Source organism: Janibacter sp. CX7 (assembly GCF_024362365.1).
Lineage (GTDB): Bacteria > Actinomycetota > Actinomycetes > Actinomycetales > Dermatophilaceae > Janibacter.
This window is the reverse complement of record NZ_CP101464.1, coordinates 1584246-1608966: the sequence shown is the minus strand read 5'-3', so window position 1 is coordinate 1608966 and position 24721 is coordinate 1584246. Positions and strand designations below refer to the sequence as shown.

The 24721-nt window shown below is 71.2% G+C and carries 21 protein-coding genes; 12 read left to right on the top strand and 9 right to left on the bottom strand.

Annotated elements, in window-relative coordinates; all coding sequences use genetic code 11:
* Positions 1-41: 41 nt before the first annotated feature.
* From NMQ01_RS07845 to NMQ01_RS07835, 3 genes are read left to right on the top strand one after another with little or no spacing between them, the layout of a single operon-like run.
* Positions 42-1178 carry an AraC family transcriptional regulator gene (locus NMQ01_RS07845; protein WP_255186289.1) on the top strand — a complete coding sequence of 379 codons (1137 nt, stop codon included), beginning with the start codon at positions 42-44 and terminating at the stop codon, positions 1176-1178.
* On the top strand, positions 1175-2317 hold the full coding sequence (locus NMQ01_RS07840; RefSeq protein ID WP_255186288.1) for a hypothetical protein: 1143 nt from the start codon (positions 1175-1177) through the stop codon (positions 2315-2317). The genes NMQ01_RS07845 and NMQ01_RS07840 overlap by 4 nt, the downstream gene beginning before the upstream one ends.
* Positions 2314-3186, top strand: coding sequence for an SDR family oxidoreductase (locus tag NMQ01_RS07835; protein ID WP_255186287.1), 873 nt, complete (start codon positions 2314-2316; stop codon positions 3184-3186). Before NMQ01_RS07840 ends, NMQ01_RS07835 begins: the two co-directional genes overlap by 4 nt.
* Before the next feature lie 106 nt (positions 3187-3292).
* Here NMQ01_RS07835 and NMQ01_RS07830 read toward each other — a convergent pair whose 3' ends face one another.
* From NMQ01_RS07830 to NMQ01_RS07810, 5 genes are read right to left on the bottom strand one after another with little or no spacing between them, the layout of a single operon-like run.
* A complete protein-coding gene (locus NMQ01_RS07830; RefSeq protein WP_255186286.1) occupies positions 3293-4303 on the bottom strand; it encodes an ABC transporter substrate-binding protein in 1011 nt (336 codons plus the stop codon).
* A gap of 28 nt (positions 4304-4331) precedes the next feature.
* Complete coding sequence (locus NMQ01_RS07825) at positions 4332-5177, bottom strand: ABC transporter ATP-binding protein (protein WP_255186285.1); 846 nt, start codon at positions 5175-5177, stop codon at positions 4332-4334.
* Positions 5174-6247: an iron chelate uptake ABC transporter family permease subunit gene (locus NMQ01_RS07820; protein WP_255186284.1), complete on the bottom strand. Its 1074-nt coding sequence runs from the start codon at positions 6245-6247 to the stop codon at positions 5174-5176. The genes NMQ01_RS07825 and NMQ01_RS07820 overlap by 4 nt, the downstream gene beginning before the upstream one ends.
* Entirely contained in the window at positions 6244-7296 is a 1053-nt protein-coding gene (locus NMQ01_RS07815) for an iron ABC transporter permease (protein ID WP_255186283.1), read from the bottom strand. Before NMQ01_RS07815 ends, NMQ01_RS07820 begins: the two co-directional genes overlap by 4 nt.
* 53 nt (positions 7297-7349) lie before the next feature.
* Positions 7350-9713 (bottom strand): excinuclease ABC subunit UvrA, encoded by a 2364-nt coding sequence (locus tag NMQ01_RS07810; protein ID WP_255186282.1) that lies wholly within the window; start codon positions 9711-9713, stop codon positions 7350-7352.
* A gap of 114 nt (positions 9714-9827) precedes the next feature.
* Here NMQ01_RS07810 and NMQ01_RS07805 point away from each other — a divergent pair, with 114 nt between their 5' ends.
* Positions 9828-10565 (top strand): class I SAM-dependent methyltransferase, encoded by a 738-nt coding sequence (locus NMQ01_RS07805; protein WP_255186281.1) that lies wholly within the window; start codon positions 9828-9830, stop codon positions 10563-10565.
* 3 nt (positions 10566-10568) lie between these two features.
* Here the strand turns inward: NMQ01_RS07805 and NMQ01_RS07800 are convergent, their stop codons facing one another.
* Positions 10569-11156 carry a TetR/AcrR family transcriptional regulator gene (locus NMQ01_RS07800; RefSeq protein ID WP_255186280.1) on the bottom strand — a complete coding sequence of 196 codons (588 nt, stop codon included), beginning with the start codon at positions 11154-11156 and terminating at the stop codon, positions 10569-10571.
* Positions 11157-11247: 91 nt separating this feature from the next.
* Between NMQ01_RS07800 and NMQ01_RS07795 the strand changes: the two genes are divergently transcribed.
* The 5 genes from NMQ01_RS07795 to NMQ01_RS07775 all read left to right on the top strand — a co-directional run bounded on the left by NMQ01_RS07795 (position 11248) and on the right by NMQ01_RS07775 (position 18314).
* Positions 11248-12756 (top strand): aldehyde dehydrogenase family protein, encoded by a 1509-nt coding sequence (locus NMQ01_RS07795; RefSeq protein WP_255186279.1) that lies wholly within the window; start codon positions 11248-11250, stop codon positions 12754-12756.
* The gene (gene betA / locus NMQ01_RS07790; protein WP_255186278.1) at positions 12753-14510 is read left to right on the top strand and encodes a choline dehydrogenase; all 1758 of its coding nucleotides are present in this window, start codon (positions 12753-12755) and stop codon (positions 14508-14510) included. Before NMQ01_RS07795 ends, betA begins: the two co-directional genes overlap by 4 nt.
* A complete protein-coding gene (gene betT, locus NMQ01_RS07785) occupies positions 14510-16525 on the top strand; it encodes a choline BCCT transporter BetT (RefSeq protein WP_255186277.1) in 2016 nt (671 codons plus the stop codon). The genes betA and betT overlap by 1 nt, the downstream gene beginning before the upstream one ends.
* Before the next feature lie 101 nt (positions 16526-16626).
* A complete protein-coding gene (locus NMQ01_RS07780; protein ID WP_255186276.1) occupies positions 16627-17076 on the top strand; it encodes a MarR family winged helix-turn-helix transcriptional regulator in 450 nt (149 codons plus the stop codon).
* Positions 17073-18314 (top strand): MFS transporter, encoded by a 1242-nt coding sequence (locus tag NMQ01_RS07775; RefSeq protein ID WP_255186275.1) that lies wholly within the window; start codon positions 17073-17075, stop codon positions 18312-18314. The genes NMQ01_RS07780 and NMQ01_RS07775 overlap by 4 nt, the downstream gene beginning before the upstream one ends.
* A gap of 55 nt (positions 18315-18369) precedes the next feature.
* Here the strand turns inward: NMQ01_RS07775 and NMQ01_RS07770 are convergent, their stop codons facing one another.
* Positions 18370-18873: a GNAT family N-acetyltransferase gene (locus NMQ01_RS07770; RefSeq protein ID WP_255186274.1), complete on the bottom strand. Its 504-nt coding sequence runs from the start codon at positions 18871-18873 to the stop codon at positions 18370-18372.
* Between the two features lie 76 nt (positions 18874-18949).
* On the opposite strand from NMQ01_RS07770, the gene NMQ01_RS07765 reads away from it, so the two are divergent.
* Complete coding sequence (locus tag NMQ01_RS07765; RefSeq protein WP_255186273.1) at positions 18950-20578, top strand: AMP-binding protein; 1629 nt, start codon at positions 18950-18952, stop codon at positions 20576-20578.
* A gap of 70 nt (positions 20579-20648) precedes the next feature.
* On the opposite strand, the gene NMQ01_RS07760 is transcribed toward NMQ01_RS07765, so the two are convergent.
* A complete protein-coding gene (locus NMQ01_RS07760) occupies positions 20649-21950 on the bottom strand; it encodes a mechanosensitive ion channel (RefSeq protein WP_255186272.1) in 1302 nt (433 codons plus the stop codon).
* 111 nt (positions 21951-22061) lie between these two features.
* Between NMQ01_RS07760 and NMQ01_RS07755 the strand changes: the two genes are divergently transcribed.
* Complete coding sequence (locus NMQ01_RS07755) at positions 22062-23189, top strand: methyltransferase domain-containing protein (protein WP_255186271.1); 1128 nt, start codon at positions 22062-22064, stop codon at positions 23187-23189.
* A gap of 16 nt (positions 23190-23205) precedes the next feature.
* Here NMQ01_RS07755 and NMQ01_RS07750 read toward each other — a convergent pair whose 3' ends face one another.
* Complete coding sequence (locus NMQ01_RS07750) at positions 23206-23529, bottom strand: DUF4190 domain-containing protein (protein ID WP_255186270.1); 324 nt, start codon at positions 23527-23529, stop codon at positions 23206-23208.
* 149 nt (positions 23530-23678) lie between these two features.
* On the opposite strand from NMQ01_RS07750, the gene tdh reads away from it, so the two are divergent.
* Complete coding sequence (gene tdh, locus NMQ01_RS07745; RefSeq protein WP_255186269.1) at positions 23679-24719, top strand: L-threonine 3-dehydrogenase; 1041 nt, start codon at positions 23679-23681, stop codon at positions 24717-24719.
* Positions 24720-24721: the final 2 nt, after the last annotated feature.

Here is a 24721-nt window from a genome sequence, read left to right as displayed (position 1 = left end):
GGAGCCGGACGGGCAGGGGTGGCGTGCGGGAGACTGCTCGGATGCACCCGCCGCCTCCCCTGGCCGTCAGCGACGCCGGCCTCATCCGCAGCGCCAGCCTGCGCGGGTTCCCCGAGCTGGTGCGCGAGCTCGGGGGCGACCCGCTCGACCTGCTCGAGCAGCACGGGATCGACCCCGAGGTCCTCGAGGCCGACGACGGGGTGCTCCCCATCACCGGTCACGACCTCATGCTCGACCGGGCGGCCGTCGAGCTGGCCTGCCCCGACCTCGGCCTGCGGCTCGCCGCAGCCCAGGACCTGACGATCCTCGGCCCGCTCGCCGTGGCGATCGAGGCGTCGGGCACGGTGAACGAGGCACTCGAGTGCGTCACGAGGTTCCTCTTCGTCCACAGCCCGGCCTTGCGGATCGCCGTCGAGGAGGACCCGAGCGGAGCGAAGGGCGTCGTGGCGATCACCTACCGCAAGCAGCTGCGCGAGTCCCCCTACTCCCCCCAGGCGATGGAGCTCGGCATCGGGTTGCTCTTCCGCATCTCGACGGCGCTCGTGGGGACCACCGCGGGGCTGCGATCGGTCGACCTCCCCCACGCACCCATGTCCCCGCTCACCCGCTACACCGAGGTCTTCGGCGACAGGGTGAGGTTCGGCACCGAGGTCGCGGCGCTGCGGGTCGACCAGCGCACCATGGACGTGCGCTTCGCGGGCGCCGACGAGGCGATCCGCGCCCTGGCGATCGCCCACCTGGCCAGGGACCACCGCGACCCGGGGCAGACGACCTCGGTCAGGGTCCACCAGTTGCTGGTCGAGACCATCGGGACCACCGGCCACGCCCTCGCCGACGTGGCCCGCCTCCTCGCGATTCACCCGCGGACCCTCCAGCGCGCGCTGGCCGCAGAGGGGACGACCTACGAGGCGGTGCTCGACGACGTCCGGCGCACGCTGTCCCTTCGCCTCATCTCGACGAGCACGCTGCCCCTTGCCCAGATCTCGACGATGGTGGGCTTCACCTCGCAGAGCACGCTGACCCGCGCGGTGCGTCGCTGGACCGGCTCGAGCCCTCGGGAGGTGCGGTCGACACGCGGGGGGGCCGGACAATCTGTCGCGCTGAGTCAAGTTCTGCCCGGACGCGACGGCCATGCTGGACGGCACTGCGACCGCACCGACCCCGGAGGCACTACGTGACCGACACCCCGACCACCCACCCCACGACGACGGACGTCCGCTCCCTCGGGGCGCGCACGATCCCCGAGTTCGACGGGGTGCACGACATCTGGCCGCGCGGTGACCGGCTCGAGGCGGTGCGCAGCGCGGCCGTCGCCTACAAGAAGCGCTTCACGGCCCAGGGCCAGGTCACCGCGGTGAAGTCGGTGGACATCGCCTCGGCGCCCTACCCCGTCAAGTACGGCTTCAACACCGCCGTCATCGGGCCGCACAGCCCGCTGATCCCGATCATCAACCGGATGGTCGTCGTGCAGTACGACGACTGGGACGGTCGGCCACGCACGCTCGTCTTCGAGCCGACCGTGCCGGAGGGCTCGGCCAAGGCGCCCTTCTTCGACAAGCTGCAGCGCCTGATGAACAAGATCCCCTACGCGAATCGCGCCGAGCAGGTCATCGTCAACTACTACAACGAGCCGGACGAGGCGCTGGCCCAGGTCGGTCTGGGCCCCGAGGACGTCGACTTCTGCGCCTTCGACCACCTGCACGTGCAGGACCCGCGGATGATCCTCGGCTCCTCCACGAACATCCCCGGAGAGCAGGCCCCGCGCGGCCCGATCTTCGGCAAGGCCAAGATGCTCGTCAACACGCGCGAGCTGGCCACCCTGCAGAACCTGCATCCCATGCAGTGGGCCTGGTACGTCGAGGGCAGTCTCGAGGGCGTCGACCTGGACAAGTTCGCGACCTTCGAGGGCGACATCGAGCTCGGCCCGGGGGTCGCGCTGCTGTGGACCCCAGGGCACACCGACGGCAACCACTCGCTCGTCGTCAACACCCCGGACGGCGTCTGGGTCTCGTCGGAGAACGGGATCGCGCTCGACAACTGGCAGCCCGAGCAGTCCCGGATCCCGGGCGTGAAGCTCTACCACCAGCAGTACGGCCGTGAGATCTGCCCGAACGGCAACACCCTCGAGGACTCGCTCGACCAGTACGACTCGATGATCAAGGAGAAGACGCTCGCGGACCCGAGCACGGAGGACCCGCGGTGGTTGCAGATCCTCCCCTCGAGCGAGCTCGCCCCGTGGAAGCGCTTCTGGCCCGTCGTGCCGACCCATCACCACGGCGGCATCGACTACGGCACGATCCGGGCGGGTCGGCGATGAGCTCCTCCCCCACCCGCTGGCCCGCCGGTGCCGTCGTGACGGGCGCCGGGCGCGGTCTCGGGCGGCAGATCGCCACGATGCTCGTCGAGCGCGGCCACCACGTCCTCGTCACCGACGTCGACGGGGCGGCTGCCACCGAGACCGCCGCCGCGCTCGGCAGCCTGGCCACGGCGATGACCGTCGACGTGCGCGACGAGAGCCAGGTCCTGGCAGCGCGTGACCGCATCGTCGAGGTGGCCGGACGGCTCGACGTCTGGGTCAACAACGCGGGAGTGCTCGTCACCGGCCCGGCATGGGAGCACGACGAGGCGACGCGACGGCTGATGCTCGAGGTCAACGCCCTCGGCACGATGAACGGCACCCTCGCGGCGGTCGGCGCCATGCGCGGGAGCGGCGGCGGCCACATCATCAACATCGCCTCGCTCGCGGGCATCACCGCGGTCCCCGGAGAGGGCGTCTACGCCGCCTCCAAGCACGCGGTCATGGGCTTCAGCCTGAGCACGATCGCGGACCTGCGCGCGGCGAAGGTCAAGGACATCGACATCTCGTGCGTCTGCCCCGACGGCATCTGGACCCCGATGCTCCACGACAAGCTCGACGACCCGGCCGCGGCGCTGTCCTTCTCCGGCAAGCTGCTCCAGCCCGAGGAGGTCGTGCTCGCGGTGAGCCGGGTGCTCGACAAGCCGAGGCTCGTCACGGCCGTCCCGGCGTGGCGCGGCGCGGTCGTGCGCGCCGGCGACCTCTTCCCGGCCTTCGGTCTGGCCGCCGTGCCGGCGGTCGTCGCCCAGGGGCGCCGCGTGCAGAAGAAGATGGCCAAGCGGCGCCTGCGCACCGGAGAGGCGGTCCGCACGCCGCGGCGCCCCGGCTGAGCGCCGGCCGGAGCGTCACCTCACGACGCACGACACCGAAGGGGGCCGCACCGGATCGTCCGGTGCGGCCCCCTTCGTCAGTGGCGGGGCGGGGCGTGACGCCCGGTCACTTCGCCGTGGCGGCTGCCTTGGCGAGGTCGGGGGTGACCTTCTCGACGGCCACGGCGATCGACTCGGGGGTGCCGGCCGCGAGGGCGACGTTCACCTCGTCCTTCTCGTCGAGGACCAGCGCGCGGTCCTCCTTGACGACGGCCAGGGAGCTGATCTTGGCGTCGGACTCGAGGTCCTTGAGCGGCAGGCCGATCGTCGACAGCACGGCGACGTCGGCGTCGAAGGCCCCCACCTGCTCGGCCGCGACCGCGGCGAAGAAGCCACCGCTCGGGGTGAGCTTGCTGAGCGCGGGGTTCTCGACGAAGCCGAGCTCGCCGAAGACGTCGAAGCGCGCGTCGCCCTCGACGTAGCCGCCGTAGGCCTCGCCGAACTTCACGCCGTAGGCGAAGGTCTTGTCCTTGAACTCCGGGTGCTCGGCGGCGGCGTCCTTGATGACCTCGTCGGTCTCGGCGACGGCCTCCTTGGCCTCCTCGTCCTTGCCCAGGGCCTTGCCGATGATCTCGGTCTGGGTGCGCCAGTCGACCGCGAAGTCGGGCGCGTCCTTCGGGGCCGAGGCCACGGGCGCGATCTTCGAGAGGCGGTCGAAGACCTTGTCGTCGCCCGCCGCGCGGACGTTGAGGATGAGGTCGGGCTCGAGCAGCTCGATCTGCTCGTAGTTGTAGGTCGTGCCGGAGTTCTTGATGACCTCGATGTCGGCGTCCTCGACGTCGTCCTGGGCCCACTCGCCGACGCCCTTGTTGTCCGCGCCGTGGCCCTGCCAGTCGTAGATCGCCGTCGGGGTGACCCCGAGCGAGGCGGCGATCTCGCCGTCGGACCAGCCGAGGGCGACGACCTTGAGCTCGTCGCCGGCCTGGGTCACGTCGGTCTCGGGCCCGCGCTCGACGGTGCCGACGACCCTGCCGCCGTCACCGCTCTCCGCGGAGTCGTCGGACGAGCCGCACGCGGCGAGCGCGGTCAGGGCGAGCACGAGGGTCGGGGTGACGACGAGTCGTCGCAGGGGTGCCATGGGAGGGGTCCTTCCGAAGGGGGTGGGGTCAGGGGTGGGACGGGTCGTGGGCGATGGCGGTGTCGCCGGGCAGGTCGGCGGCGGAGACCGCCCCGCTGGCCAGGGGGATGACCATGGGTGTGCGGGTCTCCGGGTCGTCGATCACGCGGGCCCGCACACCGAAGACGCGGTGGACGACCTCCTCGGTGACGACCTCGCTCGGGGTCCCTTGCGCCGCAACGGCACCCGACGACATCGCGACGAGGTGCGATGCATAGCGGGCGGCCTGGTTGAGGTCGTGGAGGACGGCGACGAGGGTGCGTCCCTGTCGGTGCAGGCGGGTGCACAGCTCGAGCACCTCGAGCTGGTGCGCCAGGTCGAGATAGGTCGTCGGCTCGTCGAGCAGCAGGATCGGTGTCTCCTGGGCGAGCGCCATGGCGATCCAGACCCGCTGCCGCTGCCCGCCCGAGAGGGCTTCGACGGGTCGGGTGGACAGCTCGAGCAGCTGGGTGGCCTCGAGCGCCTCGCGCACGGCGCGCTCGTCCTCGTCGCTCCACTGCCGGAAGAGCCGCTGGTAGGGGAAGCGCCCCCGCGCGACGAGGTCGACGACGGTGATCCCCTCGGGCGCGATCGACTCCTGCGGCAGCAGGCCGAGCTCCCTCGCGAACTCCTTGCCGCCCATCTCCCGCACGTCGTGGCCGTCGAGGAGCACCGCCCCGTGCGTCGGTCGCAGCAGGCGGGACAGGGCGCGCAGCAGGGTGGACTTGCCACTGGCATTGGGGCCGACGATGACGGTGAAGGAGCCGTCGGGGATCTCGACGGACAGGTCCTCGATGATCACCCGGTCGTCGTAGCCGACCCGCAGGTCGGCAGCGTGCAGGCGGGAGGGGCTCATGTCGTGGCCTTCCGGGACTGGTGCAGGAGCAGACCGAGCAGGTAGACGCCGCCGAGCGCGGTCGTGATGACCCCCACGGGGAGCTGGACGGGCGCCAGCAGAGTGCGTGCCACCGCATCGCAGACGACGAGCAGCGAGGCCCCGACGGCCGCGGTCGTCGTCAGCGGGATGCCCGGGCTGCGGGCGAGCCGCGCGGCGACCTGCGGGGCGATGAGCGCGACGAAGGCGACCGGCCCGGCCACGGCGGTCACCGCGGCGACGAGCGCGACGGCGACGACGAGCAGGAGGAGCTGGTCGCGGGTGGTGTCGACGCCCTTGCTCCGGGCGGCGGCCTCCCCCAGCTCGAACATCCGCAGGCTCGGGGTCAGTGCTGCGAGCGCCGGCAGCAGGACCGCCAGCGCGGCGCCCACGGCGATGACGTCGACGAAGCGCAGCTGGTCGAAGATGCCCTGACCCCAGGCCGCGGCGGCCGCGGCATTCTCGACCCGGGCCCGCACGAGGAGGAATCCGTTGAAGGCCACGAGCATCGCGCTCACGCCGATGCCGATGACGATCAGGCGGGTGCCGTGCACGCCGTCCTTGAAGGCGAGGAGGTAGATCACCGCACCCGTGAGCAGACCCCCGACGAGCGAGCCGACCGTCGCCCCGGCATAGCCGGTGCCGAGCACGAGCATGGCGACGAGGGCGCCGGTGTTGGCGCCGCTGGTGAAGCCGATGATGTCGGGGCTGCCGAGGGGGTTGCGCGTGATCGTCTGCAGGATGGCGCCGCCGAGCGCCAGGGCCGCACCGCCGAGCAGGGCGACGAGCACCCGGGGCAGGCGGCCCTCGACGACGATGCGCCGCACCACCTCCGACTCGGTGCCGGTGAAGGCCCCGACCACCCGGTCGAGCGGCAGGTCGGACCCCGGCGTGGATCCCACGCCGAGCGACCAGACGGCAACGACGAGCGCGAGGAGGGTCAGGGCGAGCGTCGTGAGGCTCGTGCGCAGGTCCACGCGCAGACTCGTGCGCCCCGAGCGCGTGCGCAGCACGCGGACCCGGCGTGGCCAGATCTGGGCCGGCGCGCTCACAGCTCGCTCGCCCCGCGCGACCGGACGAGGTGGATGAGCACGGGTGCCCCGATGAAGGCCGTCACCATGCCCACCGGCAGCTCGGTCACGAGCAGGACCCGGCCGACGACGTCGGCGGCGAGGAAGAGCACCGGCGCCGCCAGCGCCGAGGCCGACAGAAGCCACCGCTGGTCGGGACCGACGAGCGTGCGCACGGCGTGCGGGATCATCAGGCCGAGGAAGGAGATCGGCCCGACGGCAGCCGTCCCCGCGCCGCAGAGCACGGTCAGGGCGAGGAAGCCGATGGTGCGGACCGCGGTCACCGGGACACCCAGGGAGCGTGCCCGGTCGTCGCCGAGGGCCAGGGCGTTGAGCTGGGTCGACAGCAGGAGCGCGACGACCAGCCCACCGGCGATCCACGGCGACGTGACGGTCAGCAGGTCGAAGGCGTGGTCCTTGTCGAGCGAGCCCACCTGCCACCCGCGGATGGCGTCGAAGGCCTTGGGGTCGACCATCGTCATGCCGAAGGCCACCCCGGTGAAGACACAGCTGACGGCCACGCCGGTGAGCACGAGCTTCGCCGGGCTGGCCCCTCCCCTGCCCCGGGAGCCGACGACGTGCACGAGCGTTGCGGCGACGAGGGCTCCGCCCATGGCGAAGGGGATGCTGCCGGCGGTCGACGTGGCGCCGACGAGGGAGAAGCCGACGACCATGGCGAAGTAGGCCCCGGCGTTGACGCCGAGGAGCCCGGGGTCGGCGAGCGGGTTGCGGGTGATCGCCTGCATGAGCGCGCCGGCGACACCCATCGCGGCGCCGACGGCGACGCCGAGCAGGGTGCGCGGAAGTCGCGACCCGCGGATGATCTCGGCATTGGTGCTGCCGTCGTCGTGCCACAGGGCCCGCCACGCCTCGCCGACCGGGATGTCGCCGCTGCCGACGAAGAGCGAGACGAGCGCGACCCCGACGAGCAGTGCGCCGAGGACGAGGAGGGAGATGGCCCGTCGGCCGAGCGAAGGGGGCGTCCGCGTCGCCTCGCGTGCGAGCTCGAGTCGCGTCGCGGTCGTCGTCATGCCTCACCTCCTCGCCCCCAGCGCCACCGGCCGGCACTGAAGGTGAGGCGATCCTAACTCTCGCGACCCACGTAGGCCGCCAGGTGCGTGGCGGTGAGGGTCTCCCCCTTCGCCACGAGATCGGCCGGCGTGCCCTCGAAGACGACCCGACCACCCTCGTGGCCGGCACCGGGACCGAGGTCGATGATCCAGTCGGCGTGCGCCATGACCGCCTGGTGGTGCTCGATGACGATGACCGACCTGCCCGAGTCGACGAGGCGGTCGAGCAGGGCGAGCAGGTTGTCGACGTCGGCGAGGTGCAGGCCGGTCGTCGGCTCGTCGAGGACGTAGACCTCGCCCTTGTCCCCCATGTGCACGGCGAGCTTGAGGCGCTGGCGCTCGCCGCCGGACAGCGCCGTGAGCGGCTGGCCGAGGGTGAGGTAGCCCAGACCCACGTCGACGAGGCGGGTGAGGATCTTGTGCGCGGCCGGCAGGGGGGCCGGGCCTTCCTTGGCGAAGAAGGCCTCGGCCTCGCTCATCGACATCTCGAGCACGTCGGCGATGTTCTTGCCGGCGAGCTCGTACTCGAGGACCGCCTCCTGGAAGCGGCGCCCCTCGCAGTCCTCGCACGGCGACTCGACGGTGGCCATGACGCCGAGCTCGGTGAAGATCACGCCGGCGCCGTTGCACGTCGGGCAGGCGCCCTCGGAGTTGGAGCTGAAGAGCGCCGGCTTGACGCCGTTGGCCTTGGCGAAGGCCTTGCGGACCGGCTCGAGCAGGCCGGTGTAGGTCGCGGGGTTGCTGCGCCGCGAGCCCTTGATCGCCGACTGGTCGACGACGACGACCTCGTCACGGTGGTCGAGACCGGAGTGGATGAGCGAGCTCTTGCCCGACCCGGCGACGCCCGTCACCGCGACGAGGACCCCGGTGGGGACATCGACGTCGACGTCCTGGAGGTTGTGCGTGCTGGCGCCACGGATCTCGAGCGCCCCTGCGGCGGAGCGGACCTCGTCCTTGAGCGCGACGCGGTGGTCGAGGTGGCGCCCGGTGAGGGTGTCGCTGGCCCGCAGCTCCTCGACGGTCCCCTCGAAGACGATCTCTCCCCCCTTCGACCCCGCCATGGGGCCGAGGTCGACGGCGTGGTCGGCGATGGCGATCGTCTCCGGCTTGTGCTCGACGACGAGCACGGTGTTGCCCTTGTCGCGCAGGCGCAGGAGCAGGTCGTTCATCCGGTCGATGTCGTGGGGGTGCAGCCCGATCGTCGGCTCGTCGAAGACATAGGTGACGTCGGTGAGCGAGGACCCGAGGTGACGGATCATCTTCGCCCGCTGGGCCTCTCCTCCGGACAGGGTGCCGGCGGGGCGGTCCAGGGAGAGGTAGCCCAGACCGATCTCGGTGAAGGAGTCGAGCAGGTGTTGCAGGCCGGCGAGCAGCGGCTCGAAGCCCGGCTCGTCGAGCTCGCGCACCCAGGCGGCCAGGTCGTTGATCTGCATCGAGCACAGGTCGGCGATGCTCTTGCCCTTGATCTTCGACGCGCGGGCCTCGGGGGTGAGGCGGGTGCCCTCGCACTCGGGGCAGGTCTGGAAGGTCACGGCCCGCTCGACGAAGCGGCGCACGTGCGGCTGCATCGCCTCGGGGTCCTTGCTGAGCATCGACTTCTGGATCTTGGGGATGATCCCCTCGAAGGTGAGGTTGACCCCTTCGACCTTGATCTTCGTCGGCTCGCTCCACAGCATCGTCTCGAGCTGCTTCTTCGTGAAGTCCTTGATCGGCTTGTCCATCGGCAGGCCCATGCCGGCGAAGAGGCGGCCGTACCAGCCGTCCATCGAGTAGCCGGGGACGGTCAGTGCGCCGTCCTCGAGCGTCTTGGTGTCGTCGTAGAGGGCGGTGAGGTCGATGTCGCTCACCTGCCCCATGCCCTCGCAGCGCGGGCACATGCCGCCGAGGTAGACCTGCTGCTTGACCGTCTTGCGCTCGGTGTGGGTGCCCTTGTCCGTCGTCATCGACCCGCTCGCCTTGCGCGTGGGGACGTTGAAGGAGAAGGCCGTCGGCGGCCCGACGTGCGGCTGGCCCAGGCGCGAGTAGAGGATGCGCAACATCGCATTGGCATCGGTCGCCGTGCCGACGGTCGAACGCGGGTTGGCCCCCATGCGCTCCTGGTCGACGATGATCGCCGTCGTCAGGCCCTCGAGGTGGTCGACGTCGGGCCGTGCCAGCGAGGGCATGAAGCCCTGGAGGAAGGCGCTATAGGTCTCGTCGATGAGCCGGCGCGACTCGGACGCGATCGTCCCGAAGACGAGCGAGCTCTTGCCCGAGCCCGAGACCCCGGTGAAGACCGTCAGCCGCCGCTTGGGCAGGTCGACGCTCACGTCCTTGAGGTTGTTCTCCCTCGCTCCCTGCACCCGGATGAGGTCGTGGCTGTCGGCGGCGTGCGGCATGCGAGCTCCAGACGAAGGGGGTGGGGTGGGCCACCTGTGATCCAACCAGACCGTCCCGACGACGTCGTCGAAATCCGGTGGCGGCCCGCTGCCTCGCCCTGCTGTGCTGGTGCGATGACGAGCAGCGACGTGTGGACGGCCGAGCAGGCGCAACGCTACGACGACCCGGCGGGCACCGGCATGTCCGCACCGGAGGTGCTGGATCCCGTGGTGGACACGCTCGCCGAGCTCGCGGGTGGAGGGCCCGCGCTCGAGCTCGCGATCGGCACCGGTCGTGTCGCGGTGCCCCTGCTGGCGAAGGGGGTCCCGGTCACCGGGATCGAGCTGTCCGCCCCGATGGTCGACGTCCTGCGGACGAAGGTCTCGGCGGCACAGCTGCCCGTGGTCGTCGGCGACATGGCGACGACACGGGTCGACGGTGAGTTCAGCCTGGTCTTCCTCGTCTTCAACACCATCGGCAACCTGCGGACGCAGGACGAGCAGGTCGAGTGCTTCCGCAACGCCGCACGTCACCTCCGCCCCGGCGGGCGGTTCGTCGTGGAGGTCGGCCTCCCTCCCCTGCGTCGGCTCGTCCCGGGCCAGGTGGCGGTCCCCTTCGACGTGTCCGACGGCCACGTCGGGTTCGACACCTTCGACCCGGTGACCCAGCAGGCGACCTCGCACCACCTGACTCGGCAGGCCGACGGCAGCTATCGCCGGGGCACCCACAACTACCGCTACGTCTGGCCCAGCGAGCTCGACCTCATGGCGCGTTGTGCGGGCCTGGAGCTCGAGTCCCGCCACGAGGACTGGAGCGGGACCCCCTTCGGCCCCGACACCGAGTCCCACGTCAGCGTGTGGCGCCGACCCTGACGGTCAGAACTCGGCGAGGGCGACCTCGACGAGGTGCGCGGCGGTGCGCTCGCCGGCGGCGATGGCCCGCTCCTGGTCGCCGCGGAGCATGCCGGTGATGGCGCCGAGGTAGGCGACGACGACCTCGTCGGCCAGTCGCACGCCACGCTCCCCCGGCACGACCTCGGCGGCGAGCGCCTCGATCCGCTCGTGCAGGAGGGTGTCCTCAGCCGTGAGCATCTCGGCGACCGCGGGTGCCGGGTTGCCCGTCGCGGCGGCCGTCCCGCTGAAGGCGCACCACCGCTCGTCGAGCCGCTCGCGCTGGTAGGTCCGCAGCGCCGGGAAGATCGCGAGCAGCCGGTCGGTGGGCGTGGCGGCGGCGGCGAGCGCCGCGTCCCAGACCTCGGTCCACTCCCCGAGCCTTCGCTCGAGCGCCGCGGCGATGAGCCCGTCCTTGTTGCCGAAGTTGGCGTAGAGCGTGGCGGGCGAGGCGCCGGCACGTCGCAGGATGACGTCGACGGGCGTCAGCACGACACCCTCGACGAACATCAGCTCGTCGGCTGCGGTGAGCAGCCGCTCCCGCGCCGGACGACGGCGCTCCGTGGTGGCCATGTCGCCAGCCTAACCGTAACGCGCGTTTCACATGGAACTGAAACGTGCGTTACGGTCGGTGCCGACCCACGCCACCGACAGGGAGCCACCGATGACGACCTTGCACATCAACGGGCAGTGGCGGACCGCCGCGTCCGGAGAGACCCGTGAGATCACCTGCCCCGCCGACGGATCCGTCGTCGCGACGGTCGACGAAGGGGGTGCCGCCGACGCCCTCGAGGCCGTTCGCGCCGCCCGACAAGCCTTCGACTCCGGCCCGTGGCCGAGCACCCCGGCGCCCGAGCGGGCCGCCCTCCTGCACCGCCTCGCCGACCGGCTCGAGAGCGAGCTCGAGGAGGTCGCGCGTCTCGAGGCCCTCGACACCGGCAAGCGGATGGTCGAGACGCGCATCGACATGCAGGACATCGTCGCGGTCTTCCGGCACTTCGCCGGCCTGGCCCAGGCCGAGGCCGGCCGGGTCGTCGACCCCGGCATGCCCGACGTCTCCTCCCGTGTCGTGAGCGAGCCCGTCGGCGTGTGCGCGCTCATCACCCCGTGGAACTTCCCGCTGCTGCAGACGGCGTGGAAGGTCGCCCCGGCGCTGGCCGCGGGCAACACCTTCGTCCTCAAGCCGAGCGAGCTGACCCCGCAGACCTCGATCTGGCTCGTGCGCACCCTCGCCGAGCTCGGCCTGCCCGACGGCGTCGCCAACCTCGTGCTCGGGCCGGGCGCCACCGTGGGCGCCGCGATGACCGAGGCCCCCGAGGTCGACCTCGTCTCCTTCACCGGCGGCCTGCACACCGGCCGCACGATCATGGCGGCGGCTGCCCCGACGGTGAAGAAGATCGCCCTCGAGCTCGGCGGCAAGAACCCCAACGTGATCTTCGCCGACGCCGACCTCGACGCCGCGATCGACAACGCGCTCACCGCGATCTTCCTCGACTCCGGCCAGGTCTGCTCCGCGGGCTCGCGCCTCGTCGTCGAGGAGTCGGTGCACGACGAGGTCGTCGACGAGCTGGTCCGCCGCGCCCGGGCGATCCGTCTCGGCGGCCCCTTCGACGAGCGCGCCGAGACCGGCCCGCTCATCAGCGACGCCCACCGGGACAAGGTCGAGGCCTACGTCGCCGCGGGTCTGGCCGAGGGCGCGGTGCTGCGCTGCGGCGGCGAGCGCCCCGGTGGCGACCTCGCGGGCGGCAGCTACTACCCGCCCACGATCCTCGACGGGTGCACGAGCGAGATGTCGTGCGTCCAGGACGAGTCCTTCGGGCCGGTCCTGACCGTCGAGACCTTCGCCGGCGAGACCCGCGAGGCGGCGGAGGACGCCGCGGTGGCCATCGCGAACGACACGATCTACGGCCTGGCCGGTGCCGTGTGGACCCAGGATGCGGGGCGCGCCGAGCGCGTCGCCCGCCGACTGCGCCACGGGACCATCTGGATCAACGACTTCCACCCCTACGTCCCCGCGGCGGAGTGGGGCGGCATGAAGCAGTCCGGCATCGGGCGTGAGCTCGGGCTCGCCGGCCTGCACGAGTACCAGGAGACCAAGCACATCTGGCACAACACCCGCCCGGCCCGCGCCGGGTGGTTCGACGACGCCACGACCGAGGGAGAGGACGCATGAGAGATCGCTACGACTACGTCATCGTCGGAGGTGGGTCCGCAGGATCCGCCCTCGCCAACCGCCTGAGCGCCGACGAGGGCACGAGCGTCCTCGTCCTCGAGGCCGGGCGGGCGGACTTCCTCGCCGACCCGCTGATCCACATGCCGGCGGCGCTGATGTTCCCCTCGGGCAACCCGCTCTACGACTGGGCCTACGAGACCGAGCCCGAGCCGCAGATGGGCGGCCGTCGGGTCCCGCACGCCCGGGGCAAGGTGCTCGGCGGCAGCTCGAGCATCAACGGCATGATCTTCCAGCGCGGCAACCCCGGTGACTACGACACCTGGGCCTCCTTCGACGGCATGGAGGCGTGGGACTACGCCCACTGCCTGCCCTACTTCAAGCGCATGGAGACGACGATCGCCGGCGCCGACGCGTGGCGCGGCGGAGCCGGCCCGCTCAAGCTCGAGCGCGGCCCCGCCGACTCGCCCCTCTTCCAGGCCTTCTTCGAGGCGACGACCCAGGCCGGCTTCGCCCGGACGGACGACGTCAACGGCTATCGCCAGGAGGGCTTCGCCCCCTTCGACCGCAATGTCTACAAGGGCAGCCGGATGTCGGCCTCGCGCTCCTACCTGCGGCCGGTCCGCGACCGCAAGAACCTCGACGTGACCACGCTGGCCATGGTCACCGGGCTGCGCTGGCAGGGCACCCGCGTGACCGGTGTGGACTTCGTGCGCGCCGGCCGCAGCCGGCACTCGGTCGAGGCCGGCGAGGTCATCCTCTGCGGCGGCGCCTTCAACTCGCCGCAGCTGCTCCAGCTGTCCGGCGTCGGCAACCCCGAGGTGCTCGGCGCCGCGGGCGTGCAGACCCGTGTGGAGCTGCCGGGTGTCGGCGAGAATCTCCAGGACCACCTCGAGGTCTACCTGCAGCACACCAGCCTGCAGCCGGTGTCGATCTCGCCGTGGCTGAAGAAGTGGAAGGCGCCCTACATCGGCGCCGAGTGGCTCTTCCTCAACCGGGGCGTCGGTGCCTCCAACCACTTCGAGGGCGGCGGCTTCATCCGCACCAACGACGAGGTCGCCTACCCCAACCTCATGTTCCACTTCCTGCCGATCGCCGTGCGCTACGACGGCACGGCTGCCGAGGGCAAGCACGGCTACCAGGTGCACATCGGGCCGATGAACTCCGACGTGCGCGGCCACGTCCACATCAAGAACGCCGACCCGCGGACCAAGCCGGGCATCCTCTTCAACTACCTGTCGACCGAGCGCGACCGGCGTGAGTGGGTCGAGGTCGTGCGCGCCGCGCGGCACATCCTCTCCCAGCCGGCCTTCGCCCCCTTCGACGGTGGCGAGATCTCGCCCGGGCCGGACGTGCAGACCGACCAGGAGATCATCGACTGGGTCGCCAAGGACGCCGAGACGGCCCTGCACCCGTCGTGCTCGGCGAAGATGGGCACTGACGAGATGGCGGTCGTCGACCCGGGCTCGATGCGGGTCCACGGGACCGAGGGCCTGCGCGTCGTCGACGCCTCGGTCTTCCCGACGATCACCAACGGCAACATCTACGCCCCCGTGATGATGGTCGCGGAGAAGGCAGCCGACCTCATCGCCGGCAACACCCCGCTCGCGGCGGAGCACCCGCCGGTCTACCGGGCCAAGCAGGGCATGCCGCTCTACCCGCAGGGCGACCCGCGCAACGACGCCTGGGATGCGCGCACCGAGATCCCCAGCGCCCTTGCGGCAGTGCGTGATGCGCAGTCGAAGGGGGACGCCTGATGAGCACGGTCATCGATCCCGAGCTGACCCGGGACCGGGTGAGCGCACCCCGCGCCAAGAAGTCGGTCCTCGTCGTCTCGGTCGTCGCGACGGTCGTCGTCGCGGCCTGGGCCCTCATCGCGCCGACCAACGCCGAGGCCACCCTCGGCAGCGTCGTGGGGTGGATCGCCAACTGGTTCGGCTGGTTCTACATCCTGCTGGCCACCGCGATCCTCGTCTTCGTCGTCTACGTCGGCATGCGCTACCGCCGCATCCGCCTGGGTGACGACGACGACCGTCCCGAGTACTCGACCTTCGCGTGGGCCTCGATGCTCTTCGCGGCCGGCATCGGCACCGACGTCATGTTCTTCGCCGTCGCCGAGCCCGCGAGCCAGTACCTCGCTCCCCCGCAGGGGCCGGGCGAGACCGTCGAGGCCGCCCGCGAGGCGACCGTGTGGACCCTCTTCCACTACGGCATCACCGGCTGGGGCATGTACGCGCTCATGGGCGTGGCCCTGGGCTACTTCGCACACCGCAAGAAGCTGCCCCTCGCCGTGCGCTCGGCGCTCTACCCGCTCGTCGGCAAGCGGGTGCGCGGGCCGATCGGCGACGCGGTCGACATCGCGACCGTCCTCGGCACGATCTTCGGCGTCGCGACCTCGCTGGGCATCGGCGTCGTCATGCTCAACGTCGGCCTCGGCGTGATGTTCGACGTGCCGCAGGGCATCCCCGCCCAGATCGGTCTCGTCGTCCTCGCCGTCGCCACCGCGACCGTGTCGGCCACCACCGGTGTCGACCGGGGCATCCGGCTGCTCAGCCAGCTCAACGTGCTGCTCGCGATCCTCCTCGCCCTGTGGATCCTCGTCACCGGCGAGACCGCCTTCCTGCTGCGCGCCATCACGATGAATGTCGGCGACTTCGTCTCGATGTTCCCCGGGATGACCCTCGACACGATGGCCTACGACCACCCGACCGAGTGGATGTCCCTGTGGACGCTCTTCTTCTGGGCCTGGTGGATCGCCTGGGCATCCTTCGTCGGGATGTTCCTCGCGCGCATCTCCAAGGGCCGCACCATCGGGCAGTTCATGCTCGGCACGCTGACGATCCCCTTCAGCTACATCGTCATGTGGGTCTCGATCTTCGGCAACAGCGCGGTCAAGCAGATCGCCGACGGCGACGCGGCCTTCGGCGATCTGGCGATGAACCAGCCGGAGCAGGGCTTCTACGCCCTCCTCCAGCAGTACCCGGGGGCGCTCTTCCTCGTGGGGCTGTCGACCTTCGTCGGGCTGCTCTTCTACGTCACCTCCGCCGACTCCGGCGCCCTCGTCATGGCCAACCTCAGCTCCGAGCTGCCCGACAGCGAGACCGACGCCCGCCCGTGGCTGCGGATCCTGTGGGCCGGCGCCACCGGCGTGCTGACGATCGCCATGCTCGTCGTCGGCGGCATCGTCGCGCTGCAGTACGCGACGATCGTCATGGGGCTGCCCTTCGCCATCGTCATGGTCCTCGTGATGATCGGCCTGCACCGGGCGCTCGAGGCCGAGCGCACCCAGACGACGGCTGCCCGCCTCTCGCTCGCATCGCACCTCGTCGGCCGCGAGGGCGCCCACCAGGGCTCCTGGCGCCGCCGGGTCGCCAACACCCTGGGCACGGTGAGCCTCAAGCGCGCCAACCAGCGCCTGGCGAGCGTCGTCGTCCCGGCCCTCCAGGAGGTCGCCGACGCGATGACCGACGAAGGGAGGACCGCCACCGTCGAGGTCAACGACGGCGGCCCCAACCGGCCGGGGTCGGCGCGGCTCGTCGTCGGCGAGGGGGCCTCCCCCTTCGTCTGGTCCGTCCAGGTGCGTCAGGTCGCGGCGCCGAGCTACGGCGCCCGGATGATCGAGGCCGACGACCGCACGGCACGCCTCGAGGTCGCCCTGCCGACCGGTGGCGGGTACGACGTCTTCGCCTACGACCGCGAGGAGGTCTGCCACGACGTGCTCGACCACCTCGAGCGCTGGACCGCCGCAGAGGTCCTCGCCGACCAGGTCTAGCCCGAGCCGACCACCCGAGAGGGCCGCGACACCGACCGGTGTCGCGGCCCTCTCGTCTGCCGGATTGCGTTACATAGGATCCCTATGTAACGTGACGGGACGTGCCCGACGACCCCTTGGACCAGACCGCGAGCGATCTCGTCACCTATGCCGCCCGTCTCGTCCGCGCCTCGCGCCAGCACATCCACCGCACTCCCCCCGCGGGCATCCGCGTGCTCTCCCTCGTCGACGAGCACGGACCCACGGGCATCGGACGCCTCGCCGAGCTCGACCGCACCACCCAGCCGACGATGTCCGGGGCCGTGGCCACGCTCGTCGAGCGCGGCTGGGTGACCAAGCAGCCCGATCCGTCCGACGCCCGCGCCACGAGGGTCACCCTCACCGACGCCGGACGCCGCGCGCTCGCCGTCGTCCGCGAGCGCAGCGGCGGCACCGTCTCCCGGATCATCCGGGAGCACCCCACCCTGACCCCCGAGGACCTCGCCACCGCCGTCGCGGTGCTGCGCGCGGTCATGGAGGCCAGCTCGTCCCAGCAGGAAGGTCAGCAGTGACAACCCCAGCAGTACCCGCCGAGAGCACCCCGTCGATGTGGAAGCAGCCGCGCGCCGTGTGGGCCGTCGCCTTCGCGTGCGTCATCGCCTTCATGGGCATCGGCCTCGTCGACCCGATCCTCAAGCCGATCGCGGACGAGCTGGGCGCAACGCCCAGCGAGACCTCGCTCCTCTTCACGAGCTACATGGCGATCATGGGCGTGGCGATGCTCGTCGCCGGCTTCATCTCCTCGCGCATCGGCGCCAAGCGCACCCTGATCACCGGGCTCGCGCTCATCATCGTCTTCTCCGCGCTCGCCGGCGCGTCCGACAGCATCGGTGCCATCGTCGGCTTCCGGGCCGGCTGGGGCCTGGGCAATGCGCTCTTCGTCGCCACCGCCCTGTCGACGATCGTCGTCGCCTCGGCCGGCAGCGTCGGGCAGGCCGTGATCTTCTTCGAGGCCGCCCTCGGCCTGGGCATCGCCGTCGGGCCGATCGTCGGCGGCCAGCTCGGCTCGATCTCCTGGCGAGCGCCCTTCTTCGGGGTCGCCGTCCTCATGGTCATCGCCGTGGTCGTCACGTCCTTCCTCCTACCGCCCACTCCCCCGTCGGGTCAGAAGACCTCGCTCGCCGCTCCGCTCAAGGCGCTGCGCCACCCGGGCCTGCTCACCGTCGCCCTGACCGCGCTCTTCTACAACATGGGCTTCTTCACCCTGCTGGCCTTCACCCCCTTCCCCCTCGACATGACCGCCTCGCAGGTGGGGTGGGTCTTCTTCGGCTGGGGCGTGCTGCTCGCCGTCACCTCGGTCAAGACGGCCCCGTGGCTGCAGCGGCGCTTCGGCACGATCCCCTCGATCATCGGCGCCCTGACGCTCTTCGGCCTCGACCTGGCGATGATGGCGCTGCTCGTCGACTCCAAGGCGGCGCTCGTCGTCGGGGTCGTCCTCGCCGGCGCCTTCCTCGGCGTCAACAACACGCTGATCACCGAGGCCGTCATGGGCTCGGCGCCGGTCGAGCGTCCGGTCGCCTCGTCGGCCTACTCGTTCGTGCGCTTCTCGGGCGGCGCCGTCGCGCCGTGGGCCGCCGGGCGTCTCGGTGAGGAGGTCGGCCTCAGCGCTCCCTACTGGATGGCGACGGTCGCGGTCTTCGTCGGTGTGGCGATCTTCGTCTACGGCTCGCGCTTCCTGCGGGGCGAGCAGACCCCGGCGGCACACAGCCCCGCCGAGGGCGAGGCGGTACTCGTCGGCGACGCCGACTGAGCGGCCCCTTCGAGACGGTCGCTTCGCGACCTCCTCAGGGACCGGGGCGGGCGTCCTACCCCAGGTCCAGGAACATCACGTGCAGGCCCACGGGACCGTGCTCCGGGTGGTCGAAGGCCCCGGGCACGGTCCCGATGACCTCGAAGCCGAGCGATCGCCACAGCCGCACGGCACGCTCGTTGGTCTCGACGACGGCGTTGAACTGGATCCCGGCGTAGCCCCCTTCGCGAGCCCACGCGACGACGTGCTCGCCGAGGGCTCGTCCCACGCCCCTGGTCCCGGCCTCGGCATCGACCATGAAGGACGCGGTCGCGATGTGCGCCCCACGACCGGGACGGTTGGGGCCCATCTTCGCCGAGCCGACGACGCGGCCCCCGACCTCCGCGACGACGGTGCGACCGGGCGCCGGCTCCATCCACAGCCCGTGCGCCTGCGCCGACGTCAGGCCCTCCGGGTAGGCATAGGTCCGCCCTTCGGTCACGATGCGGGCCCAGAAGGGGAAGATCTGCGGCCAGTCGTCGTCGGTCGCGGGTCGGATGCTCGGGTCGGCGATCGTCATGTCGCCAGCATCGCAGGCCCTGCGGTGGCAGGCTGACCCCTGCATCGCAACGACGCGACCATCGGAGGTTCGACCCATGACCCAGCCCGCGCTCCCTTCGTACTCGTCCGGCACCTCGGACGCGCCCCTGCTCGGGGACACGATCGGCGGCAACCTCGAGCGGACCGTGGCGACCCACGGCGGCCGGGAGGCACTCGTCGACGTGCCCAGCGGTCGGCGCTGGACCTATCGCGAGCTGCTCACCGATGTCGACGCCCTGGCCAAGGGGCTGCTGGCGAAGGGCGTCGCCGCCGGCGAGCGCATCGGGATCTGGGCACCGAACTGCGCCGAGTGGACGCTGCTCCAGTACGCCACCGCCCGCATCGGCGCGATCCTCGTCAACATCAACCCCGCCTACCGCTCCCACGAGCTGACCTACGTGGCGCAGCAGTCCGGACTGCGGATGCTCGTGAGCGCCCAGCGGCACAAGACCTCCGACTACCGCGCCATGGTCGAGGAGGTGCGTGGTGGGCTGCCCGCTCTGCGGGACGTCGTCTTCATCGGCGACCCGTCGTGGGACGAGCTCGTGGCCGGCGGCAGCCACATCGCGGACCAGGCCATCACCGAGCGCGGTGCGACCCTCACCCCCGACGACCCGATCAACATCCAGTACACCTCGGGCACGACCGGGTTCCCCAAGGGCGCCACCCTCAGCCACCACAACATCCTCAACAACGGCTACTTCGTCGGCGAGATGATCCGCTACACCGAGGCCGACCGCATCTGCATCCCGGTGCCCTTCTACCACTGCTTCGGCATGGTCATGGGCAACCTCGCGGCCACCTCGCACGGTGCCTGCATGGTCATCCCCGCGCCCTCCTTCGAGCCGGCGGCCACCCTGCAGGCGGTCGTCGACGAGCGCTGCACCTCGCTCTACGGCGTGCCGACGATGTTCATCGCCGAGCTCGGGCTGCCCGACTTCGCCGACTACGACCTCAGCTCCCTGCGCACGGGGATCATGGCCGGCTCCACGTGCCCGGTCGAGGTGATGAAGCGGGTCGTCGCCGAGATGAACATGGCCGAGGTCGCCATCAGCTACGGCATGACCGAGACCTCACCGGTGTCGACGATGACCCGCACCGACGACGACCTCGCCCGGCGCACGGAGACGGTCGGCCGCTCGATGCCGCACATCGAGTCCAAGGTCGTCGACCCGGTGACCGGCGTGACCCTGCCCCGTGGCGAGACCGGCGAGCTGTGCACCCGCGGCTACAGCGTCATGCTCGGTTACTGGGAGGAGCCGGACAAGACGGCCGAGGCGATCGACCGCGCCCGGTGGATGCACACGGGCGATCTGGCGACGATGGACGAGGCCGGGTACGTCGAGATCGTCGGCCGGATCAAGGACCTCGTCATCCGCGGGGGCGAGAACGTCTACCCCCGCGAGGTCGAGGAGTTCCTCTACACCCACCCGTCGATCGCGGACGTGCAGGTCATCGGTGTCCCCGACGAGCGCTACGGCGAGGAGCTCATGGCGTGGGTCGTCCTCAAGGACGGCGTCGGCACGCTCACCGCCGACGAGGTGCGCGACTTCGCGACCGGCAAGCTCGCCCACTACAAGATCCCGCGCTACGTCCACGTCACCGAGGCCTTCCCGATGACCGTCACGGGCAAGGTCCGCAAGGTCGAGATGCGCGAGCAGGCCGTGGAGATCCTGCGCCCCTGAGCGGTGACCCATGACGAAGGGCGGCACCCCGGTGGCCGGGGTGCCGCCCTTCGTGCTGTGGTGCGGTGGGTCAGACCTGCTGGTCACCCTGCGCCGAGGACTGCTGCTCGGCCTTGGCCGAGAGCTTGTCCAGGGTGCGGGCGGCCGCGTCGCGACCACCGAGCCCGAAGGCGAGCGCCGCGGCGGCAGCGCCACCGACGACGAGCGCACCGAAGCCGAGCTCGATGATCGAGTCGGCGATGCCCATGTACTTCAGGCCCATCGCGACGAAGAGGACGATCGTCGCGTACTTGACGATCGTGGCCCCGGCGCCGGACAGGAGCTTGGCGAGGAGGTTGGCGATGAAGAGGCCGGCCGCGATGATCGCCGCACCGAAGATCACCTTGCCGCCGAGGCCGAGGACCTCGCTGAGGAAGGCCGTGATCTGCGGGAAGTCGAGCAGCTGGGCCGCCATGACCGCGAAGAAGAGCACGATGCCGATCTGCACGATGCGCGCGACGATCGGCACGACCTTGGTGCCCTGCGGCAGCACGTCGAGCTCGGCGAGCTGGCGGTCGACCCCGATGCCGTCGAGCACCTGCTCGACGATGTCACCGGCGAAGCGGGCGATGAAGACACCCAGGGCGAGCATGATGCCCGCGGCGATGATGACCGGCACGGCGTCGAAGATCGACTGGAGCATCTGCTCCGCCGGGCGCGAGATCGAGGCGATGCCGAGGATCTGCAGGGCCGCGATCGTCACCACGATCATGATGAGGGCGTAGACGACCGTCGCGATGGTGCGCGGGATCGACGCGGCCGCGCCGCCACCCTGCTGCCCGCCGGCCGTGTGCACCTGCTGGGTCGGGTGCTGCTGCGGCGGGGCCGGCTGACCCGGCGGCGGGGGCGGCGGACCGGCCTGCGAGACGGCCGGGGCGCCGGGGAGCGAGCTCGTCGTCGAGCCGGCCTTCTTCAGCCAGCGGTCGAAGGGCAGGGCCGCGAGCGCGGTCTCCACGAGCTGACGCACGACCTTGGCGAGCAGGGCACCGACGAAGAAGACGATGCCGGCACCGATGAGGTTGGGCAGGAAGCCCAGGACCCCGTTGGCCATGCCCTGGATCGGCGTGAGCACCTGGCTCAGGCCGAGGACCTGCAGGATGGCGACGAGACCGAGCATCCACACGACGAGGGAGCCGATCGAGCCGAGCGTCGTCCCGACGGAGGCGCCGTCGGCACCTGCCCGCTGCAGCGCCGGGATCTTGCCCGAGAGCTTGGTGAAGAGCGACTTGACGATCATCGCGACGATCCAGGTGATGACGAGGATCGCCACGGCAGCCAAGGCCTTGCCGAGCAGTCCTGGCCAATCGACCCCGTCGAAGAAGCCGGTGTCCATGATGTCCTCCCGTTGTCGTGACATGTGTGTGTCTGGCCCTTCGACCGTACTGACGATCGGCCGTCGGTGCCGGATGAGAGGCCCCCGGATTCCGGATGGTTAGGTGAACCCATGCGCTGCTCCCATCACGAGGCCGGTGAGTGCCGCTCGTGCACCCTCATGGGCCGTCCCTACGAGCGCCAGGTCGTCGACCTCACGGAGCAGGTCGGCGGGCTCCTCGCCGACGCCGTGGACGACGAGGCATGGGGCACCCCCTTCGTCGGACCGGAGGCCGGCTTCCGCAACAAGGCGAAGCTCGTCGTCGGAGGAACCCGTGAGGCCCCGACCTTCGGGATCCTCGATGCCGACCTGCACGGCGTCTCGCTGCCCGAGTGCGGGCTCTACGAACCGCGGCTCGAGGCCGCGCTCGACCGGCTCGTGCCCGCCGTCGCCGAGCTGGGCCTCGTGCCCTTCGACGTGCCGGGACGGCAGGGCGAGCTCAAGCACCTCATCGTCACCGGGTCACCCGACGGCGACCTCATGGCCCGCTTCGTGCTGCGCTCCCCCGGGCAGGTCGGTCGCATCCGACGAGGTCTGGAGTCGCTGCGTGAGGCCGTGCCGGGCCTCAGGGTCGTCTCCGTCAACCTCCAGCCCGAGCACAAGGCGGTGCTCGAGGGAGACGAGGAGCTCGTCCTCACCGAGGAGGACACGCTGCCGATGCGACTGGACGACATCACCTTCCACCTGCGGCCGCGCAGCTTCTTCCAGACCAACACGACCGTCGCGGCCGGCCTCTACCGACAGGCCAGGCAGTGGGTGGCCCGGCTCGACCCGGCGAGCGTGCTCGACCTCTACTGCGGGGTGGGCGGCTTCGCCCTCAACGCCGCCGTGGCGAAGGGGGACCACCCGCGCCGTGTCGAGGGGGTCGAGGTGGCGCCCGACGCCGTCGAGAGCGCCCGCCGCTCGGCGGCCGAGCTCGGGGTGGCCGCCGACTTCCGCGTCGGTGACGCGGGGGCTCTCGCCGATGTCGGCCACGAGCTGGTCGTCGTCAACCCGCCACGACGCGGCATCGGGGCGCCGCTGTGCGCGGCGATCGAGACCGCCGCACCTGCGCACGTCATCTACTCCAGCTGCAATGCGCGCAGCCTCGCCGTCGACCTGGCGGCGCTGCCCGGCTACACCGTGACGCGGGCGCGCCTGTTCGACATGTTCCCCCAGACGCAGCACCACGAGGTGGCCGTGCTGCTCGAGCGGCGCTGAGCCGGAGCGCGATCCGTCAGGTGCCCGGTGCCGACGCCACGAAGAGGAGGACCCCGACGAAGTAGAGCAGGCCGAGCAGGAAGAACACCGCGAAGATCGCCGTGCCGACCATCCCGAGGATCGTGCCGACCTTCGCGTGGTCGCGGTTGCTCCACGCCTGCGGGTTGGCGTCGATCTCCTTCATCGCCGAGGCACCGAGCACCCACGCGAGGATCCCCAGGCCCGGCACGACGGTCAGGCCGACGATGCCGAGCACGAGCGCCGCGGTCGCGGTGCCGTGCGCGCGCTGCTGCGGGAAGGGGTAGGGCGACGGGGCGTAGGGGCCTGGCTGCTGGGTCATGGTGCTCCCACCGTAGGACCTCGCCGCCGCGGTGCACCACGGGGAGGACTCCCCCGTCGACACCGCGTGGTCGCGGCTGGTGTGACCTGCGTCTCGGGGCGGCTACTGTCGGGGGTCGCGTCACCCCGCAGTCCCCGACAGGAGAACGCATGAGAGCGCTCGTCAAGCCCCGCCCCGGACCCGGTCTGGAGCTGACCGACGTCCCCGAGCCGCACGCCGGTCCCGGCGAGGTGCGCATCCGCGTGCTGCGCGCCGGCCTGTGCGGCACCGACCTCCACCTGCACGGGTGGGACGAGTGGGCCGCCTCGGCGGTGCCGAGCACGCCGCAGGTCATCGGCCACGAGTTCTACGGCGTCGTCGACGAGGTGGGGCGCGACGTGACCTCCGTGCAGGAGGGCGACCGGGTCTCCGGCGAGGGCCACCTCGTGTGCGGCACCTGCCGCAACTGCCGCGCCGGACGACGGCACCTGTGCATCAACACCATCGGCGTCGGGGTCAACCGCGACGGCGCCTTCGCCGACCACGTCGTCATCCCCGCGTCCAATGCCTGGGTGCACCACGACGACATCGACCCCGAGCTGGGCGCGGTCTTCGACCCGCTGGGCAATGCCGTCCACACGACCCTGTCCTTCCCGCTCGCGGGCGAGGACGTCGTCATCACCGGCGCCGGGCCGATCGGCGTCATGGCGGCGGCGATCGCCCGTCACGTGGGCGCCCGCCACATCGCCGTCACCGATCTGTCGGACACCCGCCTCGCGCTGGCGAAGGGGGCCGGCGCGGACCTCGTCGTCAACGCCGCCCGCAGCGACCTCGGCGCCGCGATGCGCGAGCTGGGCATGAAGGAGGGCTTCGACATCGGCCTCGAGATGTCCGGCGCTCCCCCGGCGGTCGGCGACATGCTCGACCACATGAACCACGGCGGCCGGATCGCCATGCTCGGCCTGCCCAAGGACCCCTACCCGATCGACTGGGGCAAGGTCATCACCCACATGATCACCATCAAGGGGATCTACGGCCGGGAGATGTACGACACCTGGTACACGATGAGCGCGATGCTCTCGACCTCGCCGACCCTGCGTGAGGCGATCTCCTCGGTCATCACCCACCGCTTCCCCGCGGAGCAGTGGGAGGACGCCTTCGCCACCGCCGCCTCGGGAGAGTGCGGCAAGGTCATCATGGACTGGAGCTGACG

Excerpts from the sequence above, each read along its gene's own strand:
- NMQ01_RS07845 (WP_255186289.1), top strand. The coding sequence starts at position 42 with ATGCACCCGCCGCCTCCCCTGGCCGTCAGCGACGCCGGCCTCATCCGC.
- NMQ01_RS07835 (WP_255186287.1), top strand. The coding sequence starts at position 2,314 with ATGAGCTCCTCCCCCACCCGCTGGCCCGCCGGTGCCGTCGTGACGGGC.
- NMQ01_RS07830 (WP_255186286.1), bottom strand. The coding sequence starts at position 4,303 with ATGGCACCCCTGCGACGACTCGTCGTCACCCCGACCCTCGTGCTCGCC.
- NMQ01_RS07825 (WP_255186285.1), bottom strand. The coding sequence starts at position 5,177 with ATGAGCCCCTCCCGCCTGCACGCTGCCGACCTGCGGGTCGGCTACGAC.
- NMQ01_RS07815 (WP_255186283.1), bottom strand. The coding sequence starts at position 7,296 with ATGACGACGACCGCGACGCGACTCGAGCTCGCACGCGAGGCGACGCGG.
- NMQ01_RS07810 (WP_255186282.1), bottom strand. The coding sequence starts at position 9,713 with ATGCCGCACGCCGCCGACAGCCACGACCTCATCCGGGTGCAGGGAGCG.
- NMQ01_RS07805 (WP_255186281.1), top strand. The coding sequence starts at position 9,828 with ATGACGAGCAGCGACGTGTGGACGGCCGAGCAGGCGCAACGCTACGAC.
- NMQ01_RS07800 (WP_255186280.1), bottom strand. The coding sequence starts at position 11,156 with ATGGCCACCACGGAGCGCCGTCGTCCGGCGCGGGAGCGGCTGCTCACC.
- NMQ01_RS07795 (WP_255186279.1), top strand. The coding sequence starts at position 11,248 with ATGACGACCTTGCACATCAACGGGCAGTGGCGGACCGCCGCGTCCGGA.
- betA (WP_255186278.1), top strand. The coding sequence starts at position 12,753 with ATGAGAGATCGCTACGACTACGTCATCGTCGGAGGTGGGTCCGCAGGA.
- betT (WP_255186277.1), top strand. The coding sequence starts at position 14,510 with ATGAGCACGGTCATCGATCCCGAGCTGACCCGGGACCGGGTGAGCGCA.
- NMQ01_RS07770 (WP_255186274.1), bottom strand. The coding sequence starts at position 18,873 with ATGACGATCGCCGACCCGAGCATCCGACCCGCGACCGACGACGACTGG.
- NMQ01_RS07765 (WP_255186273.1), top strand. The coding sequence starts at position 18,950 with ATGACCCAGCCCGCGCTCCCTTCGTACTCGTCCGGCACCTCGGACGCG.
- NMQ01_RS07760 (WP_255186272.1), bottom strand. The coding sequence starts at position 21,950 with ATGGACACCGGCTTCTTCGACGGGGTCGATTGGCCAGGACTGCTCGGC.
- NMQ01_RS07755 (WP_255186271.1), top strand. The coding sequence starts at position 22,062 with ATGCGCTGCTCCCATCACGAGGCCGGTGAGTGCCGCTCGTGCACCCTC.
- NMQ01_RS07750 (WP_255186270.1), bottom strand. The coding sequence starts at position 23,529 with ATGACCCAGCAGCCAGGCCCCTACGCCCCGTCGCCCTACCCCTTCCCG.
- tdh (WP_255186269.1), top strand. The coding sequence starts at position 23,679 with ATGAGAGCGCTCGTCAAGCCCCGCCCCGGACCCGGTCTGGAGCTGACC.